At 31.0% G+C, this 20933-nt stretch carries 11 protein-coding genes and 3 pseudogenes; 9 read left to right on the top strand and 5 right to left on the bottom strand.

Going from position 1 to position 20933, the window contains the following annotated elements; translation table 11 throughout:
- The first annotated feature begins 81 nt into the window (after window positions 1-81).
- On the top strand, window positions 82-1359 hold the full coding sequence (locus HMPREF2578_RS08905) for a cation:dicarboxylate symporter family transporter (protein WP_017174953.1): 1278 nt from the start codon (window positions 82-84) through the stop codon (window positions 1357-1359).
- 127 nt (window positions 1360-1486) lie between these two features.
- On the opposite strand, the gene HMPREF2578_RS08900 is transcribed toward HMPREF2578_RS08905, so the two are convergent.
- The 3 genes from HMPREF2578_RS08900 to rsp all read right to left on the bottom strand — a co-directional run bounded on the left by HMPREF2578_RS08900 (window position 1487) and on the right by rsp (window position 4588).
- A complete protein-coding gene (locus HMPREF2578_RS08900) occupies window positions 1487-1840 on the bottom strand; it encodes a DUF4889 domain-containing protein (RefSeq protein WP_070508398.1) in 354 nt (117 codons plus the stop codon).
- 175 nt (window positions 1841-2015) lie between these two features.
- On the bottom strand, window positions 2016-2438 hold the full coding sequence (locus HMPREF2578_RS08895) for a pyridoxamine 5'-phosphate oxidase family protein (protein WP_017174951.1): 423 nt from the start codon (window positions 2436-2438) through the stop codon (window positions 2016-2018).
- Window positions 2439-2482: 44 nt separating this feature from the next.
- Window positions 2483-4588, bottom strand: a complete 2106-nt coding sequence (gene rsp / locus HMPREF2578_RS08890) for an AraC family transcriptional regulator Rsp (protein ID WP_070508397.1) — start codon at window positions 4586-4588, stop codon at window positions 2483-2485.
- Between the two features lie 1057 nt (window positions 4589-5645).
- Here rsp and HMPREF2578_RS08885 point away from each other — a divergent pair.
- Window positions 5646-7088: a sucrose-specific PTS transporter subunit IIBC gene (locus HMPREF2578_RS08885; RefSeq protein WP_017174949.1), complete on the top strand. Its 1443-nt coding sequence runs from the start codon at window positions 5646-5648 to the stop codon at window positions 7086-7088.
- A gap of 41 nt (window positions 7089-7129) precedes the next feature.
- Here the strand turns inward: HMPREF2578_RS08885 and HMPREF2578_RS08880 are convergent, their stop codons facing one another.
- Complete coding sequence (locus HMPREF2578_RS08880) at window positions 7130-8071, bottom strand: magnesium transporter CorA family protein (RefSeq protein WP_017174948.1); 942 nt, start codon at window positions 8069-8071, stop codon at window positions 7130-7132.
- 24 nt (window positions 8072-8095) lie between these two features.
- Window positions 8096-8719 (bottom strand): TetR/AcrR family transcriptional regulator, encoded by a 624-nt coding sequence (locus tag HMPREF2578_RS08875; protein ID WP_070508396.1) that lies wholly within the window; start codon window positions 8717-8719, stop codon window positions 8096-8098.
- 164 nt (window positions 8720-8883) lie between these two features.
- On the opposite strand from HMPREF2578_RS08875, the pseudogene HMPREF2578_RS08870 reads away from it, so the two are divergent.
- The 7 genes and pseudogenes from HMPREF2578_RS08870 to ebh all read left to right on the top strand — a co-directional run.
- Window positions 8884-9231, top strand: a pseudogene (locus tag HMPREF2578_RS08870) (YhgE/Pip domain-containing protein); the annotation flags it as partial.
- A gap of 109 nt (window positions 9232-9340) precedes the next feature.
- A pseudogene (locus HMPREF2578_RS11385) lies at window positions 9341-9499 on the top strand (MATE family efflux transporter); the annotation flags it as partial.
- 154 nt (window positions 9500-9653) lie between these two features.
- Window positions 9654-10901 carry a copper resistance CopC/CopD family protein gene (locus HMPREF2578_RS08865; RefSeq protein WP_070508395.1) on the top strand — a complete coding sequence of 416 codons (1248 nt, stop codon included), beginning with the start codon at window positions 9654-9656 and terminating at the stop codon, window positions 10899-10901.
- A 16-nt stretch (window positions 10902-10917) separates the two neighbouring features.
- A complete protein-coding gene (locus tag HMPREF2578_RS08860) occupies window positions 10918-11529 on the top strand; it encodes a YcnI family protein (protein ID WP_048762147.1) in 612 nt (203 codons plus the stop codon).
- Window positions 11530-11657: 128 nt separating this feature from the next.
- A complete protein-coding gene (locus tag HMPREF2578_RS08855) occupies window positions 11658-12074 on the top strand; it encodes a DUF2871 domain-containing protein (protein WP_048762145.1) in 417 nt (138 codons plus the stop codon).
- Window positions 12075-12162: 88 nt separating this feature from the next.
- Window positions 12163-12564 carry a GNAT family N-acetyltransferase gene (locus HMPREF2578_RS08850; protein ID WP_070508394.1) on the top strand — a complete coding sequence of 134 codons (402 nt, stop codon included), beginning with the start codon at window positions 12163-12165 and terminating at the stop codon, window positions 12562-12564.
- Window positions 12565-12965: 401 nt separating this feature from the next.
- Window positions 12966-20933 (top strand): annotated as a pseudogene (ebh, locus tag HMPREF2578_RS08845) (hyperosmolarity resistance protein Ebh); the annotation flags it as partial.

Below are 20933 nucleotides of genomic sequence, written 5' to 3'. Positions count from 1 at the left end.
TTTAATAGTTTTTAATTTGTTATATCCGAATTTTGAATAATTTGATATAATTAAGCGATGTCAGAAGAAGGGGGTTTCAACGTGACTCTGTTCAAGAGAAAAGTTAGCCTACCTATGCAAGTATTAATTGCATTAGTGCTAGGTGTAGTAATTGGTTTATTATTATTTGGACAAACAGGTGTTGCAAATTATATTAAACCTTTCGGTGACGTTTTCTTAAATTTAATCAAAATGATCATCATCCCAATTGTATTCTGTTCACTTGCTTTATCTATTTCGAATTTAGGGGATTCGAAAAAAATAGGAAGCTATGGATGGAAATCAATTCTTTATTTCGAAATTATTACAACCATCGCCATCGGTTTAGGTTTAATTATTGGTAATATTTTTAAACCAGGAATTGGATTAGATCCTGATAAGTTACCTAAAGGCGATATTACTAAATATCAATCAACTGCGTCTGCCGCAGAACAATCTACATACGGTAACCACTTTATTGATACAATCGTAAATATTATACCAACTAATATTTTTGAAGCTTTAACTAAGGGTGAGTTATTGCCAATTATTTTCTTCGCAGTATTCTTTGGTTTGGGATTAGCTGCGATTGGAGAAAAAGCTGAACCAGTTAAAGGTTTCTTAAACGGTACATTAGAAGCCGTATTTTGGATGATTAATAAAATCTTAAAATTAGCACCAATTGGTGTATTTGCATTTATTTGTACAACTGTTATGACATTCGGTGCTTCAGCTTTAATTCCATTAGCTAAACTTGTTTTAGTAGTTGTGTTTGCGATGATTTTCTTCATTATTGTTGTTTTGGGTATTGTAGCAAGAATTTGTGGAATTAGTATTTTCTCAATCATTAAAATACTTAAAGATGAATTATTACTTGCATTCTCTACTTCAAGTTCTGAAGCAGTGTTACCAGTAATGATGAATAAAATGGAGAAATTTGGTTCACCAAAAGAAGTGACTTCTTTTGTTATACCAATTGGATATTCGTTTAATTTAGACGGATCAGCCTTATATCAATCTATCGCCGCTTTATTTGTTGCTCAAATGTATGGTATTCACTTATCATTATCTGAACAAATCATTTTAATGGTGACATTAATGGTTGCATCTAAAGGTATGGCAGGTGTGCCAGGAGTATCTATCGTAGTGTTATTAACAACATTGGGGGCAATGGGCTTACCAGCTCAAGGTCTTGCGTTAATTATCGGTGTAGATCGTTTGTTAGACATGGTTCGTACATGTGTGAACGTTATTGGTAATGCATTATCTACAGTAGTTATCTCTAAATGGGAACATGTTTATGATAAAGAAAAAGGTAAGAAATATCTAGAATCAATTTAAAAAAAGAAATCTGACATTTTTAGCGTCGCTTGGATAAGCGATGCTTTTTTATTCAAAAAGAAAAAGCGAGATAACTGATTTTAAATGAATGTTATCTCGCTCTTTATACTGCCTAATATATCAAAAGCTACATGCCTTTCATATCATGCATTTCATGAATTTTCATCATGAGACCATGTGGCACTTCATCATGATTTACTTTTGATACTTTAGAAAATGAATCAGAACCTTTTTCTTTTACTAAAAAGACAAAATCGCCTTTTTTTACTTTTACATTAGTGTTAGAAGGTAATTTAACATTTTTCTCTACTTTTTCAGTTTGTTCATTTATCATTTTATCAATAGTGTGACTATCTTTCATATAGCCATAGTAGGATTCTTTTTGCTGACCATTTAGCATTACAATGACTAAAATAATGCTAACAATTAACATAATTGCAATTAAAAAAATTCCTAACCCTAAACCTTTTTTGTTCTTCATTAAGACTCTCCTTAAATATATTAATTTATTTATACAAAAAATAGAATTAAATTGCAATAAAAGTTTCACAAAAATTCAATTGTACTTCAACTAATATAAATGAAGCATTATAAATAAGCAAAAAAGAGTAGATAGAATTCATGATACATTCTATCTACTCTTATTAACAATCAAATTAAAGATCAATTGTGATTGGTGTATCAATATCATCATCATTCATTAAAGTAATCGTTTTTGGATTTATTTTTAACACACATAAATTAGAATCCTCTTTAGAATCGAAGAATGTTTTGTCTTGTGTTTCCCACAACCAATCAATGACTTTCTGATCTTCTACAATGTCAATACTTGCTTCTATTTCAACAAAACTATTATTTGTTGTTTCATTATAGCCTAGTAAAATATATGCTTCTGGATTACTTTGAATTTCTTTTACTTTAGAACTTTTATTGCTTGTTTTTGTATATAAATTAAGACCATCGTTATAAAACACCATATATCTGCTATTCGGTTTATTATTATATGCAGTTGATAATACACCAATTTTAGAAGTATTTAAAACTTTCTCAATCGCTTGAGTCACTTTTTGTTTATCCAAACTAATCATCTCCTTATTATATTAATATCCCTTTAAAATTAAATTTAAACAGATTTGATATAAATATATTTCACTTCATCATGATGCAACGTCATATTAAATGGATGATTGGTTTCTTCTTGTATAAATAGTTCTGTTTTAGGTTGATTGCATCTATCTAATTGATGAATAATACTTTTTTCAATGTATACAGGTAAATTATCTTGAGACATTAATTGATGAATCGTCCCATGTTCTTTATTTAATGTATTTACGATGATTAAGCTATTTTCATTTAATTTATTTAGTATTTGATAATGTTGTTTACTGTCAGACAAGTAGCGATCATTAATTTTATTAAATAAGATAAAATGGTAATTTCCATCTTTTTGACTCATTAAATAATTATTTGCAATATGGATAGGCACATCGATAAATGCTGCAATAAATTGATAAAGATGCATAATTGGAAGTAAACTCCCATGTCGATTAAATAATGCAATAAACATTGGATCATCTTCAAAAAGGTGATAGCAAATACCACCTCCATATTTTAATAGCGCCGTTAAATGACAAACTAAATCTGCTAGTTGAAGTGGATGCCTACCGTCATTTGTATACTTAAAGCAACGTAATGATAAGCTACTATAGACAAATTGGGTCGAAGGTATATTAGAATTCTTTATAAAATGAACGTAGTTTTCGAAATGAGTATTTGCATGAGTAAATCCGCGTTGGTATTCAATTAATATATTTTTCGTATCAATATTTTCAATGTCAACAAAATAGTAATCAAAATTAAGACGCTTCATTGTATCATAGACTTCTTGTAACTTTTCGTACTGATGTAATAATCCTTCCACTAAAACACCATATTTAATCGAACGATTTTTGTTTCTAAGTTTTAAATATGATAGATGAATATCTTGGATAGTCATTGACTTGGTATCAAATACGAGCATAAATCGTACACTTTTTTTATTCCATTTATAATCTTGATTATTTTCTAGAAACGTCATAATTAAATCGTAAAAAGTAGTGAACTCAGATTTATTTTTGATAATGACAGCTAAACTGATATTTTTTTCAAATAATTTTTCGAAGCAGCGATTGAGTAAGTTTCCGTTAATTGAATGTTGATTCATATCACTCATATCATTAATCAAAATGGCTGGTTTAGGTAAATAAGATAAATCGATATCATAATGATCATTAAAAACAAACTGGAATAATTCATTAATATTTTTAAAATGAATAAATGCATTTGAAGATTGAGTATGTTGAAAGGCTTCTAATTGCTCAAGATCAATGATAGTTGTTTCGGTTGATAATTGTTCAGTTGTTTCAAACTGAGAGATTAATTCAAAATGCTTAGGTTCAATGTCACTCTTCAGTCGTATCGCAGATATAGGATCAGAATGATTCAGTTGAGAACGAAATTGTTTTGGACTTAAATTAAGATAATTTTTAAATTGATTAGTAAAATTGGTATGACTACTAAAACCGGATTGTTCAGAAATACTTGTAATAGAGTCATTTGTACAAATGAGTAATCTAATAGCATGATTAATTTTCAAACTTGTATAATAATCTTTAAAATTAATATTCAATATACGTACAAATAAATTTGAACAATATGACTCAGAAATAAGTACATGTGCTGCAATATCTTGTAGAGAAATATTGGAAGTGATGTGATCATGAATGAATGTAAGTATATTAATTAAGATGTGCTGTTCAACAGGAATCTTTGGAATATATATATGAGGATGTCTAATAACTGCTTCTTTATAAAAAGTTTGTATGATCTTTGGAATAACTTTGTCATCATGATGAGATGTGTTGTACATATGTTCTATATTATTTAAAATGATTGATTTGATAAAATGACTTGATTGTAAGAGATGTGCATCAAAGTGGCAATTAAAAAAAGCAGAGTCTTCAAGATAAAAGTAAGCCATTGGTATTTTGAGCTCAATCAGATTTCTTCCTTTATTAATTTGATATAAATCACCTTGATTAATGATTGCAATATGATTTGATAATGGGTGATGCTTTCCATTGATTGTCATTTCTAATTCATTAGTTAAAGAAAATAATATAAGCACATGGTTGATGTTTCTCCTAGGCATAGAAGTAATATTTTCATGTAAAAAAAGAGTACTGCTCATAAATAAGTCTCCTCATCTAGTATAGTATTTGTAAGCGGGGATTTAGGTCTGTTTGAATAATAAGAGTTATTATATATGAAAATAAAAGAGATATTAATAGTTAAAAATAAAAAAATTTCGTTTATTTTTAATTGAAAACGTTAACAATTTTATAGATGCACAATATTATTATTTTTTTTAGAATGTCGCATGAGACTATTGAAAATTTTTAGTAGGTCAATGAAACGAATTTAAATGCATAATAAATATAGATTTTGAGTGAAGAGATATAAGCTATTAAACAATGATTCACTTGAAATTAAAAATGACTAATTCTGTACATACATCACGATACAACATCATTTGAATATATAGCATCAAGAATGAATTTACTTATATATTTGATATGAGCCCCATATATTTAAAATCACTATTTAAATGTATATCAAGACACAACATCTTAGAGCATTAGCAACCGATATACAATAGTTTAATGAAACGAACGATTACGGTATTTTAAATAGAGAAAATGACATCACTCCGTAGAGTAAGCAACTTAGAATAAAAGATGCATGCAAATATAAAAGGTATTAACAGTAGCTAACTATTATATTTAGAATCATTATAACTCCCCAAAAATTTCTATTTAATGTGTAACAATTTTACATCATAACATCTAAATATACTTTTACTTAATTAAACATCACGAAACATATTCAAAGTTAAGAATGTCAGAATTAGTATTAAAAAAACCTGGGACAACATGCGTTGTCCCAGGTTTTTTGATGTATTAGCAAGTAGTAATTAAATTGAAAATACAGTAGATCAAGTTTTAAACTCTAGTAGAGGCGCTCTAGTACAAAGATGTTCATAAAGAAACTAATATCCAACACAAAGTGAGGTTAAATTGTAGAAGTGAGACATTGAATTTTATTTTACTTTCACCTTTTCATTAAATTAAAATATAAATTAAAATTAATTATATAAAATATTTATAAGATATTGCTTTGTTTTTTAGAACCGATTACAATTATATAATGAATATTAAAATGAGTTTCATATATAGGAGGTTAGTAGAATGAGCTATAAGAAATCGGCTGAAGATATATTAGAAGCGATAGGCGGAGAAGATAACTTAGATGCTATGGCCCATTGTGCCACAAGATTAAGACTTGTATTAAAAGATGAAAGTATTATAGATGAAAAAAAGTTATCTGAAATGGATGTAGTTAAAGGAACCTTTTCTACAGGAGGACAATATCAAATTATTATCGGCTCAGGAACAGTCAATAAAGTATTTGCAGAGTTAGAAAAAATAACAGGAAAAGAGCCATCAACAACTGCTGATGTAAAAGACAAATCGTCGAAGCATATGAATCCTTTACAACGTTTTGTTAAGATGTTGTCAGATATATTCGTACCAATTATACCAGCCATCGTTGCCGGTGGATTATTAATGGGTATTAATAATCTACTTACAGCGCCAGATTTATTCTATCATCATAAATCATTTATAGATGTTCATAGTCAATTCGCTGGATTAGCAGATATGATTAATGTTTTTGCTAATGCACCGTTTACACTATTACCTATTTTAATTGGCTTTAGTGCAGCGAAACGATTCGGCGGCAATCCATTTTTAGGTGCAGCGTTAGGAATGATTTTAGTACATCCTTCATTAATGAGTGCATATGATTTTCCTAAAGCAGTTGAAGCGGGTAAGGCTATTCCACATTGGGATTTATTTGGATTACATATTAATCAAGTTGGATATCAAGGACAAGTGTTACCTATGCTTGTGGCAGCCTATATCTTAGCAACTATTGAAAAAGGATTACGTAAAATCATTCCTACTGTATTGGATAATTTATTAACGCCTTTACTTGCAATATTGAGTACAGCATTCTTAACTTTCTTATTTGTAGGACCTATCACTAGACAGCTTGGTTATTGGTTATCAGATGGTTTAACATGGTTATATGAATTTGGAGGTGCAATTGGTGGATTTATCTTTGGATTATTTTATGCTCCAATTGTGATTACTGGTATGCACCATAGTTTTATTGCAGTAGAAACAACTTTAATTGCAGATCAAGCAAAAACAGGTGGATCATTTATTTTCCCAATCGCTACAATGTCAAATGTAGCACAAGGTGGGGCAGCGCTTGCTGCTTTCTTAATTATTAAAAATAATAAGAAACTTAAAGGTGTGGCTTCAGCAGCTGGTATCTCAGCTCTTTTAGGTATTACTGAACCCGCTTTATTTGGAGTTAACTTAAAATTAAGATATCCATTTATTGGTGCAATAACAGGTTCAGCTATAGGCTCAGCCTACATTTCGTTTTTCAAAGTTAAAGCCATTGCTTTAGGTACTGCAGGATTACCTGGATTTATTTCAATTAACCCAGCTCATGCTGGTTGGCTTCATTATTTCATAGGTATGTTTATTGCGTTTATAATTGCAGTGATTGTCACTTTAATTTTATCACGAAGAAAAGCTTACAAAGCTGCAGCAGAATAAAAAAGTAACCCTTGCGATACATTGCAAGGGTTACTTTTTTATTAAAGTTTTTGCTTACGCCATAAGAAAATACTTACAATAGTGACTAATATTAAAGAGATTCCTACGATAACCAGCCACGAAACGTAACTCTTATCATCAATAGGTAATGGAACGTTCATACCAAAGAAACTAAAGACAAGGGTAGGTAGTGTCAGTAATACCGTGAAAAGCGTTAATGTCTTCATAATATTGTTCATTTCATTTGAAAGTAATGAAGAATACGAAGACGTGATACTTTCTAAAATACCTGTGTATAATTCAGTTGTTTCAATCGCTTGGTTATTTTCAATGACTAAGTCCTCTAACAAATCTTCATCTTCTTCAAAACGTTTAATTGCAGGCAAACGGAATAATTTTTTAATAATCGTATCATTCCCTTTTAAAGCTGCTAAAAAGTAAACCAAACTTTTTTCTACTTCCATTAAACGATAAAGTTGTTTATTCGTAATACTATTTTTCAAATCTCTTTCAATACGGATTCTTGATTTATTTAAAAGACGCAAGTTTCTGTTATAGTGATTTGAAATAGTAAGTAAAATATCTAAAGCAAAGCGACTATGAAATTTTAAATTTACGTTATCTTGTCTTGAATAATTTTCAAGAAATTCATTTTCAGCATCACAAATTGTAAAAATCACACCATTTCCAATCACAATACCTAGAGGAATGGTAACAAATGAGAGAACATGACGATTCGTAGAACTTACAATAGGCAAGTCGACAATAATAAGAGAATAGCCAGTATCTTCGTCATATTCAATACGTGCACTTTCATCTGCATCAAGAGGGTCACGAATAAAATCTTCTGGCAGATTGTACTGTTCAATTAAATGCTCAATTTCTTCTCTATCAGGTTCGACAACATTTATCCATGATGCAGATTGGTTTATATTTGTTTCAACTATTTCGTTAGTAGTTGAGTGTTTATATGCAGTCAACATAATTGATAGTTCCTTTCTTAGTCTTTATTTCGCTGTGTCAATATTTAAAGCTTTATATTGATGCTGAACCATGATTCTTAAAGGTCCATTATAAATAATTTTAAAAATATGATTGGTTAAATCTTCAACTGAAAGACGGTGGGGATCATTCACCCAAAATTTAACAGTAGATATTGTTGCACCAGCAACATAACTATGAAAATATTTTTCTGGTATACCTTCAATCTCATGATTTGTACTAATATATTTTTGCATATTTTCCCCGATTAAGGAATAAATTTTTTCTTCAAGTTTTGACTTCCTATTTAATTGTAAGATCGTTTGATAAAAAATAATATTATCCGAAATATGTTGAAGCATATTTTTTAAAATAATATTAATAAAATTTTTAGCAGTATCTTCTGGATCTTTTCCCATAATATTATGAAGATGATTTAAGAATGTCATTTGAGAAATAAATTCATCTTCCATATCTGATAATAATAAATATTTATCTTCATAATGTAAATAAAAGGTACCTCTATTAATATCTGCACGATCTGCAATATCTTGAATTGTAATTTTTTCTAATTCCTTTTCATTTAATAATTCGATAAATGAAGACTTAATTGCTGACCTCGTCTTACGAACTCTCCGATCTTCTTTCATTCTGCATCAATCCTTTATAATTAATTAACAATATTAGGCATAATGTTCATTAATTAACGATATGATCATTATTGATTATTGTATTGAAGTGATAACCTCATTATAATTTACAAGATATTAAATATTCAACACATTGTTCAATAAATATAGAGAGGTAAGTAGAAATGAATATTTTTAAAAGTAAGTTACTATGGTTCGCACCAATTGCAGCTATTTTATTATTAGTGATATTCTCTTTAGCGTTTTATCCTGCATTTAACCCAAAACCAAAACAAATACCGATTGCAGTGGTAAATAATGATAAAGGTATAGATATCCAAGGTAATAAAGTAAATATTGGTAAAACAATTGAAGATAAATTAATGGATAGTGATTCTGATACTGTTAAATGGATTAAAGTAAAAAAAGAATCAGATATTAAAAAAGGACTTAATGATAATAAATATTACGGCGCAGCTATTTTTAATAAAAATTTTTCAAAAAATGCAATGAGTAAAACGCAGTTGATTATTTGAAAAAAGGTGTATTATATTATTTAGATATCTAACTAAATGAGATATGCAAAAATGGAATATAATTATTAATATTGGATTAGTGTGTTAGCATATAAAATGAAACACTATTCTGATACTATTTATATTAAATGCGTTGTTTGGTTTAACAGGGGCTGTATGGTCATTATTAATCGCTAAAACAATTTGTTCACTATTAGCAATGTTTATTGCATGTGTTTTAAGGAATGAGTTAACCTTGGACACACAAGCGTTAGTAGAAGAATAAAATAATTTGATATTAAAGCGAGCTATAAGGGAGAAGATCTCTTATTTAGCTCGCTTTAAATTTATATAAACGATGATATATTACAATAATTATTGTTAAATAAGTTATATTACTTTATTATTGTTAAATGAGTATTTTTTATAGGAGGACGTCAATGGTCATTTTAAAGCGAAGTTCTAAAGTAGCTATAGCGTTATTGATGATGTTCCTATTTTTATTCGTGCCGAGTATGACAAAAATAGCTTCTGCGCACGCTACTTTAGAAAAAACAACCCCAGCACAAAACGGTCTCGTATCAAAACAACCAGATACAATCAAATTAACATTTAATGAGCCGGTAAATGCCGAATATTCAGGGATAACGATATATAATGATAAAGGAAAGAAAATTGCTGATATTAAACCAAATACATCAGGACATTCAGATACTTTATCTTTCTCAGGCAAGCAATTAAAAGAAGGTACACAACAAATTAAATGGCACACTGTATCTGCTGATGGTCATGAAATTAGTGATCAATTTGAATTTTCAGTTGGTAAAAAAACAGCCAATGGTGTAGATACTACTCCTGTTGCATATGAAACGCCTGCATTTTGGTTTGGTGTGTTTAGATATATCGCTGAAGGCGCAACAATTATTTTAGTTGGTTTGTATTGGTTAAACGGTATTGCACGTAGAAATAATTTATCAACATTTGATATTTTCCCTAGACATGTCGCTGTATCATTAATCATGATGATGGCATATATTATGTCACTTGTACTCTATCTGATGACTCTATCATCTGATATTTTGGATTCAGTTTTAACATTTAATCCAAGTGTCTTAATTCAATTCCCATATATACTGAGCGCAATTGCTTTAATTATTCTAAGTGGATTGTTTGTATTAAGAAATATGGAACGAACATGGTATTGGGCTATTTCGATTATTATGATTTTAGCTTTAAGTATGTCAGGACATGCTTGGTCTCAAAGTGTTCCTGTTTGGTCAATTATACTTAGAACATTACATTTAGCTGGTATCAGTTTATGGCTAGGCGCATTAATTTATTTGTTTTCTTCAGTATTTACTAAAAAACGAGATGCAGTTGATTTATTACGCGAAATCTTATTTAAAGTGAATGGAGCTGCTGTTGCAGTTATCATAGTTACTGGTATATTAATGTCGATGGATGAAACTAAAATTCTATCAATATGGTCTAATATGCAAACATGGACAATATTATTAATAATTAAAATCGTAGGAACATTAATGATGATGGCTTTAGGCTTTATGCAAACAACGCGCGCCTTAAACAAACGTTATAGAATTAATAAAGTCTCTTTAATTATCGAAGTTTCTATTGGTATTATTTTAATACTTGTTGGTGTTATTATGAGTCAAATTAATATTCCATAAAAGGAGATTGTAAAATATGTTTAAAAAATTATTTGCTTCAGGTTTAGTGTTCTTCTTTTCACTAGGTTTATTTAAATATGCTGATGCACATGTGACGATAAATCCAAAAGTAGTTGAACCTGGATCTTATGAAAAAGTGGATGTTCGAGTACCTGTTGAACAAAAAGATCATACTGAAAAAGTCGAATTAGATATTCCAAAAGAAGTACAAGTGTCAAATATTCAACCCGTAGAAGGGTATAAATATAGTTTAGATAAAGACAAAAAAGGTAATATCACAAAAATCACCTGGAAAGCGAAAGATAAAGGCATTGGTCCTAATGAATTTATCGAATTCCCACTTCTTGTAGCAAGTCCTAAAGAAGAAGGCACATATTCATTTAAAGCTGTGCAGACATACGATAATAAAGATAAGGTAAAATGGACGGGTAAAGCGAATAGTGAACATCCTGCTCCAACATTGGAAGTGGAAAAAAATGCAAATGCTGTAACTGTTAAAGAAGACAACGCTAAAAAAGATGAAAAAAGTCACTCATCTTCAGGTGGTTCTATCGCATTATGGATTATTTCACTTGTTGCCATTATTTTATCTTTAGTTGCATTATTTAAACATGCAAGAAATAAATAAGACATATAATAAAGTGACTTCTAGTACTTGCTAGAGGTCATTTTTTATAACCTGATTTGATTACAAAATTTTGTCACTTTAAAGATAGAGATAATCGATTATAATAATTGAAGTAAGGGAGGATTTTTATGCGCAGATTATTATACGCTTTTTTAGTCTATATGATTATTGGACTTGTAAGTGGATTTTACTACAGAGAGTTAACGAAAGCACATGATTTTACGGGCGATACGCAACTAGCGCTTGTTCACACACATACGTTAATATTAGGTATGTTTATGTTTTTAATTTTACTTCCGCTTGAAAAAGTATTTAAGTTAAGTAGTTATTATTTATTTAATTGGTTCTTCATTGTATACAATATTGGTGTCATTATTACTGTAGGAATGATGCTAACAAAAGGCACTTACCAAGTCACTGGAAAAAGTTTTTCACCAGAAGCATTTGCTGGATTTGCAGGTATCGGTCATACAGGAATGCTTGCTGGATTATTATTACTTTTCTTTTTACTAAGACAAGCAATTTTAAAAGAATCGAGAGATTAAAATAATAATTTGAGACACAATAGATTCAAACCTATTGTGTCTTTTTTTATAATTAAGAATAAAGAGACAAAAAGAGGAGGACGTCTTAATGATTCATTATTCAAATTATCCACCAAATGTTAAAGATTATTGTGAATTAAGAGCAAAAGCAGGTATGAGTCCTAAATCTGAAGCAGCAGCACAAAAAGGACTACCTCATGCATGTTTTAATATTACTATTTATGAAGAATCAACATTGATTGGGATGGGTAGAGTGATTGGGGATGGAGGAACTGCATTTCAGATTATAGATATTGCTGTCCATCCATCTTATCAAGGGCAAGTTTTTGGGAAAGAAATCTTAAAACAAGTAATGGCATTTATTGAAAATCATGCAGAAAAAGGGACATATGTCAGTCTGATTGCAGATTATCCAGCTGATCAATTATATAAGAAGTTTGGATTTCAATCTACCGAACCAAAATCTGGTGGAATGTTTAAAAAATATTAAAGAAAAAAGATGAGATTAAATTAAATTTCTTTTAAGTTCGTTATTTTATGTCTAGATTACGCTTTACGTAAATATTCTAAATAAAAATCTCTAGGTAATGGCTTCAAGATTAAAAAAGATAAGCGAATTTTTAATAAGCTAAATAAATTCTGAAACAATTATTTGAAGTGCGTCTAGTATATAAATTAAATAAATTATTTAATAAAATATTCATAAAATAATATACACATATAAAATGAATGATGATAATATATAAATGAACAAATACACCTATTGTTCAGTACAATATAGTAAATGATTGTGAAACATTGAGTCGTAATATAGTTTTTAAATAAAAATGTTTCATCATTTGCATCTATACAGCTAAGAATAAACATCAAGAATAGGAGTGAATAATCACTGTGAATTATCGAGAAAAATTACAGAAGTTTAGTATACGCAAATATACAGTCGGTGCTTTTTCAACTGTTATTGCGACATTAATTTTCTTAGGTTCACCTCAAGCACACGCCAGTGAACAACTACAAAAAGATGGGCAAGTGATTCAAGCAAAAGCTAGAGGCCAAGAACAAACTTCAAATGAGACAAGTAACAAGCAAGTTCAATCTAGCACAGAACCCAAAGCTTCACCTGTATCTGAGAGTCAAAAAGCAAACAATGAAACTTTAAATAAAGTTCAGACGACAGATACATTAACAAATAGTTTAACATCATTTTCATCTCAAAACGAAAACAAAGATACATCTCACACAACAACAGATTTAAAAGAAAATAATGAAGTTCAACCTCAAAAAAATAAATCAGATGATAATAGTCTAGCCGAGGTGAATGAAGGGCATAGTCCTCGTGACAACCGTACTCGTTACGAAGATAGAGAAGCATCAGATGATACCCTAGTATCTTCAACTTTAACAACAATTGATGCTGATAAACTTCAAGCAGCTTATGACCGTTCTTACGCTGAATATCGAAAAATTGATAGAGAACAATCTGATAATAAAAAAGTTGCTAAAATTAAAGCAACATTTGACAAAGTTAATGACTTTTTTAGTACTAATGATAATACAAACCAAGCATTAATAAATGAATTATATAAAGAAATAGAACAAGCTAACGCTTTAATCGGTTCATTACCACAACGACAAGTAAGTACAATCAGTACAAGAGCAAATAGAGAAGCACGTGCTGTAAGATCAAGTAGACGTCCTGTACGTGGACAAGGTGGGACGAGACCCCCTAGCAATACTGCTAATACTTATACACCACCAGTAGTTCATAACTCTAGACCAAAACCTGGCTCAAAAGTAAAAAAGAATTCAGATTTGTATAATAATGCTAAAAAAGAATGGTATGTAGAAAATGAAAATGATGGTTCCGGTTATTGGTCAGGAACGTTTTTACATGCAACGAATAAAAGTGCACCATATTACGCTACACGTTCTCATTATCGAAATATGAGTCCATCTAGTGTTAGAGGTATTGCAGAAATTTCATCAATTAGACAAAATGATGGATATTTATGGACGATTAATTTTAATAAGTATCATATTAAACGTAATGGCATGGTATTTTGGTTTGGTTTACCTAAAGGTCAAACGCCAACGGGACCAGTACGTTTTACTACCACAGATGTAAATGGTCATGAAACATCATCATCTGGTACTGGAGACGGTAGAGATCAAGCATTATCAAGAATGTGGGATTCTGCTGGTGGTATTACTTCTAGTGCATATAATTTCAGATAAGGAAATCCTTTGAATAGAAGTGAGTTCTATAACGATTCAGTTAATCATATTTATAATTTAGGGGATTTTGCACGTGGTAATGAAAATCAACCATTTACATTCTTTGAAAGAGAAGGTGTTCCAAATAAAATTAAAGTAGCTGGAGACGATATTTATCGTTATTTAACTGGGCAAGTAGATCATAATCAAGGTATTGATCATATCTATGCATTTCAAGCTAGAGGAACAGATAGTTATACCATTCAATTTAAAACGTCTGGTAGCTCACAAGATAGATTATATTATGCAGCAGGTGGTAGAGGGATTGAATTTAATGAAATCAACAACTATAACCAATTATATTTAGAGCCGCTAGAACAGTATAATGATCGTAAAACTAAAATTGTAGATGTTATCGATCGCGTACTGCATATTGACCATGTTGAATCAGCTTATGATGTGCCAGAGCGTAGAATAATGAAAAAACATTACTTAGATGGCGATTTCGCTACACACGAATATGCTGAAGATGTTTCAAGTTATCTAAGTAACCCTAGTGATCATGTAATGGGTTTATTCCCTAGAGTGCCTACTGATCGTTATAGAGGTAATTTTGGTGTAAATCCGCTTAACTCTTATGAAATTCATGAAATGTTTTCTGAAGAAAAATTAAAAGAGGCTGCGAGAACAGGAAGACCAATTGAAATTTTTGTTGGGTTTAATGTAAGTGATGCATACCATAATGGTGAAACAATCAAAAAAGTAAATTTATTTGTCAAACCAAAGTTAGAACAATCTATTGGATTCTATTCAGATAATGCACCCGATAATAAAGAGAATTCACCTGAATCACAAGCTGCACATCATGCTGTCTTTTTACAACAAGAAGGTCAAATGCTTAATACAGTGACTAATGGTAATAGTAAGGATTATCATCAAAATATTCGGATTCAATTTAAAAGTAACGAGTCTGCAAATGTATGGGAAATCTCTGGATATCCACCCTCTCTACGAATTGAAGATGCAGTAGATAGACCCAATACAGAACTTGAGAAAAATAAAGTATTGGTTGGTCAATTGCCACCAGGACGCCATGTGATGACAGCGAGAATTGGTAATGAAACTAAAATCTTTGAAGTCATTGCCAAACCCAATCCGCCAGTTATTTCAACACTTGCGGCACAATTAGGACAAAAAGGTGGTAAAAAACCAACTATTACAGTGACACATGTACCACAAGATGAGAGAGCAAAAGTACGTTTAGTTTCAGGTGGTACAGATGGTGCAGGTCCTGGCACATCACCTTTAGGCTATACTGTACTCGCAGAAAAGATGGCAAACTTAGATGGCACGGTGACATTTGAAGAAAGTGATTATACTAATCCTTTACCTAATAATGGGGTTATTAGAGCAATTACATACTATGAAGATCCAGTGCAATCCAACTTTAGTAATTCGATTAATGTAGGACTAGATACTACACCGCCAACTTTTGGTGACGTAAGAGGCCTTCAAGATAAATATTATCGTGGAGATAACGTTAATATTTCAATTCCTGTTTCTGACAATGCATATGGTTCAGGTGTGGAAGATGCATCTATCACTGAAAATAGTGGTTTACAAGCAGTATTTAATAGAGATACTTCTGGAGACGCAGGTACTTTAGTGATTACTGGAACGATTTCTAATAATGCAACATGGAACAGTGATATTCTTGTTCAACCTGTAACACATGATAGAGCAGGTAATAATACTAATGTAAGTCCATATCATCTTCATATTGGAAAGTTATCAGATGATAAACCAGTTCAGTTATTTAGCCAGCAAGAATTGAAAACAGTGGGTAATCCTAATAGTATTTCGCAAAGCGAAAGAAATGATATCATTAACTCGCTTAAAGCTAAAAATAGTAGTTTGACATCATTTTTAAGTACACTTAACCCGTATATGGTTGGTAATGATGGTAGAGTAGTCTTGACATTTAAAGATGGTTCGACTCGTATCATTGATCCGACTCAAGTGATTACATATAGACCACAACGTAAATCAATATATACTGAGCCAGGTAGTTCAAATACAAAAGAAGCATTTATTACAATTGCTAAAGGTCAAGAGTATACAATTGGACCTGATTTAAGAAAATATTTCTCATTAAGTAATGGACAAGATATTCCTAATAATGCATTTACAACTATTAATGGTAGTTCAATACCATCAGCTCAAGCAATGAGTCGTCTAAATGCAGGTGTTTATACTTATAACGTAGATGCATTAAATGCTTACAACCATAGTTCAGAACGTTTGACAATTAAAGTTAACGTAGTTGATGTCAATACATTAGCAGAAAATCAACGTGTTTACCGTTCAACAACTAAAAATTTAAGTAATGATGAAATTACACAAGTTAGAAATGCCTTTAAAGCTGCTAATCCGCAATTAAATCTAAATGATAGTGATATCAGAATTGAAAACGATGAACCTTTAAGTAATCATCCAAGTCGTGTAAGAGTGACGATTACTAAAGGTGAATTAACAAAACAATTCATTTCAACATTTGATCATATGGATTTCTTAAAATGGATAAATTTACGTAATGATTATACTGTGACTTGGACAAGTCAAAAACTTAATGGAAGAAGCACAGATGGTGGATTTGAGTGGTCTCCAGATGGTAAAACAATAATTTATCGTTATGATGCAACGATTGGAAGAAGAATAACAGGCAATGACGTATTATCACTTTTAAGAGCAACGCCTAAACATGCAGGGTTGAGAAACCATATAGAAGGTCAAGAGAAAATATTAGCAGAATCAGGCTCAGCTCGTGGATTTAAACCTGTAGGATATTCTAAAGGGAATAGTATATATTCGGATGGAGAACATCCATTTACATATGATGGTCAACCTATTCAAGTATTAGACATAGTTGACAGCAATACTGGATATAGCAACTCTGCCGTTGCACGCAGTGACTATAGACATACAAGCAGCAATTCAACAGTGATGAGTGGTGATATTCCAGCCATGAATGGCGCTGCTGGTTTCCATTTAGATAAAGTGCTTAAACAAAATGGTACTGATAATGGAATTATGGGTGCGGTAGATAAACAACAATTGTATTTAACGCCTTATGGTGCAAAAAGCTATATTGAACGCCTTGGACAATCAATGTCATCAACAGACAATGTGATTAATATCGTATTTGTACCAACTGATAAAGTAACGCCAAATATTGTATTAGATAATTATAATGATCATGTTGTATTTTCAGGAGAAACTTTCAGAAATACACTTACATTAACTGATAACTTTGGTATTAAAAATGTTACTGTACCTAATGACAGTCAAATACCTATGAATGTATTAAATCATTCAACATTAAGTGGTGTTGCCCCTAATGTATCTACCCCAATGTCTAAACAAGTGAAAGTTAAAGTAACAGATGGTAGTGATAACGAAACAACGGCTGTATTTAATGTATTAATCAAACCATTAAAAGATAAATATAGTGTCATGACAACTGCTGATGAGTCACATCCAATACGTATAGCAAATATTAGTAACAATGCAAGTTTATCTGAGACAGATAGACAAGCTATTTTTAACAGTTTAGATATTTCGAAATCAATTACCAATAGAAATTACGTTACAGAGGGCAGTAATGAAATAAGAAGTAGAGAAATTAGTAATGTTCATCGTTCAGGTAATAATGCAAATGTTGAAGTGACTATCACTTATGCAGATAATTCAAGAACATCCATTACTGTACCAGTAAAACATGTCATTCCTAATATCAGAGGAATAGAATTATTTACAGTACAAGGTCAGCCATTCCCAAGTGGTAAAGGAACAAATAATAATGACTTCTTCGTTATAAACAATGATCAACCTTTGACAGATGCTACTGTGACTTGGATTGGTAATGGACCAGATATTAACTCTACAACAGTAGGTGTCCCACAAATTTTAAGAGCAAACATCTTATTTGATGGTGAAACAACACCCATTGAAAAAGAAGCACACTATAGAGTAGTTAAAGCGAAACCAAAAAGAGTATATCAAACAACAATAAATGGTAATTTCTTATCTGCAAATGAAGGCTCGTCATCTAATGTAGGAGCATTTGTAGAAGGTATTGCAAATTATTTACCATCGGGTACGAACTTCGATTGGGCACCTGGTTCTGGACGACCTTTATCAAATAGTCCAGGTGTTTTCACAGAAACAATTAATGTGATATATCCTAACGGTCAAGTAGACCCAGTTAATGTATTGTTTAAAGTGAAACCAACTACGCCTTCAATTGATGCTTTAAGTACAAAATATAAAGCTGATTTATCTGGACAATCTATTAAAGTAAATAATGTTCCACATAATGCACAGGTTAAACTATATACTGAAGATGGTAGAGAAATGAGTAATACAACTATGACTAGAAATCGTGATGGTTCAGTGTCTATTACAATTCCAGGAGTATTACCACTTGGTAATATTAAAGCTAAATCAATTATCACGGTTGATCATGTAACGATTACTGAACAAAATAATAGTGGTTCTGTTGTGAACTCAACACGTTCAGAATCAATAGAATCAGATTTAAGTGCATCTTCACCTGTAACAAAACAACTTGAAGCGGTAGACGGCGGATTAAAATTTGTTAAAGGGGACAACATTGATTTAAATAATCCTAGAACTTACATTAAATCTAATTCAGATATCATACGAGTAGAATGGGAACAGAATGCTAATCAATGGAAAAACACAATTGGTACTACAACTAAACGCGCCATTGTCACATTGAGTAATGGAGAAACGAGAACAGTTTCTATTCCAGTAACCATTTATGCACCAGCCACTGCTAAAGCACCACAACGTGATGTGGTCGGTCACGCGTTAACTTATGGCGATGACGCAGCAAATTATGTGACATTTGAAAATAATTATATGAATGGGGCTACAGTGACTTGGAAAAATAATAATGCTCCAAGTAATAATATTGCTGGCGTTCAAAGCTTAACTGCTGAAGTAAGGTATAACGGTATTAATAACGTATATAATGTGCCAGTAAAAGTGTATGAATATCAATATAAATTTAAAAAATCAGAGTATAGTACGATTGTAGGAACAAGTTTTGAAGGAAATGGAAATATTAATAATTATATCGTATTAGAAAATGCGAATGGTTTACCTACAGATGGTTTCCATCTTGTTTGGACTCAAAATACCACAGCTTCTCATAACGAACAATGGTCAAATTTAGCACATCCAAATCAAGCTTTCAAAAAAGAAGCGAGCTTTGAAGTATTAGATAACCAAAATCATGTATTTTTTACTTCTGATACAGCAATATTTAAAGTGACAAATGCAGTTCCAAATCCAGCAACTGTTACACAAAATGATGTTGGTGATGTAGTCATTTCACCAGGAACAGGTAAAAACTTAGGAGCTAATGCTGGAAATACAATTGTAAATCCAGATAGAATTACTGTTAAAAAAGGAAATCAAGTTATTGGCACATTTGTCAAAAATAATACAGGCAAATGGACAAAAGCTAGTGATTCTATAAACACACCTGGTTTATCAGTTTCTCCAGATGGTAGTAAAATTATTTATGACAAAATGTCAGTTCCAAATGATACATTGATTAACACTGAATCAACGACAGGTAATGGAGAATTGACAAGTGAAGCTGCTATAAGTGCGACTTACAAAGTTAAGCCAGCAACACCATCTAACACAACATTTGTATTTAAACAAAATGGTGAGTTCGAAGTTATTCCAAACAATGCTAATGCATCAACAACAAAAAATCCTACAGATAAAGTTAAAATTAGCTATGTAGAAAAAATTGGTAATAGTACAGAACAATCTAGAGAATTAATTGTAACTAAAAATAATCAAAATCAATGGTCGATGAATAATCAGCTAGATTATGTAACACTTGATTCTAGAACAGGTAAAGTGACATTTAAAGCTAATTCTTTAAAACCGCATGTACTGATTAATACAGAATCTATTGCTGGAAGTGACGATAATTTCAGTCATAATACAGTTGGAATTGTGGGACCAGAACATCATGATGTTATCATTCATGAGATAGTCAAAGAACCTGGTGAAAGAGTTAGTAATGAGGAACTTAATAATGCGATTAATGTAGATAATAAAGATCATGCTAATGTAAACGAAGGAGTAAGTTTACCTACAAATTTACAGAGTGATACAACGCAAACAGTACCAACACGTATTACTTATAGAGATGGAAGTATAGAAATTGTAAATGTACCAATTAGAACCCATGCAGATAAATCGAGCATTAGAAATGCTTTACCTAAACTTAACGCACAAGGAGACACTAATGGTAAAACACCATCAAGTGTGAATGCATATAATAATGAAATGCAGCATTTGCATGATGAAATTGAAGCAGTTCGAAGAAAAGCTAATGAAGTGTTATCAAATGATAGAGCAACAAATACTGATGTTGCAAATGCGACAAATAATATTAATGATGTCTCATTGAAAATTCAACATGCAATTTCATTACTACAAAATAAAGCAGATAATAGTGCTTTAGTTGAAGCAAAACGTCAACTTGATGTAGCAACAGCAGAACAAGATCCAACGCCAGGAATGACGCCAGCAACA

Source organism: Staphylococcus sp. HMSC072H03 (genome assembly GCF_001809305.1).
Lineage (GTDB): Bacteria > Bacillota > Bacilli > Staphylococcales > Staphylococcaceae > Staphylococcus > Staphylococcus hominis.
The sequence above is the reverse complement of the archived record's forward strand: the minus strand, read 5'-3'. Positions and strand labels throughout refer to the sequence as shown.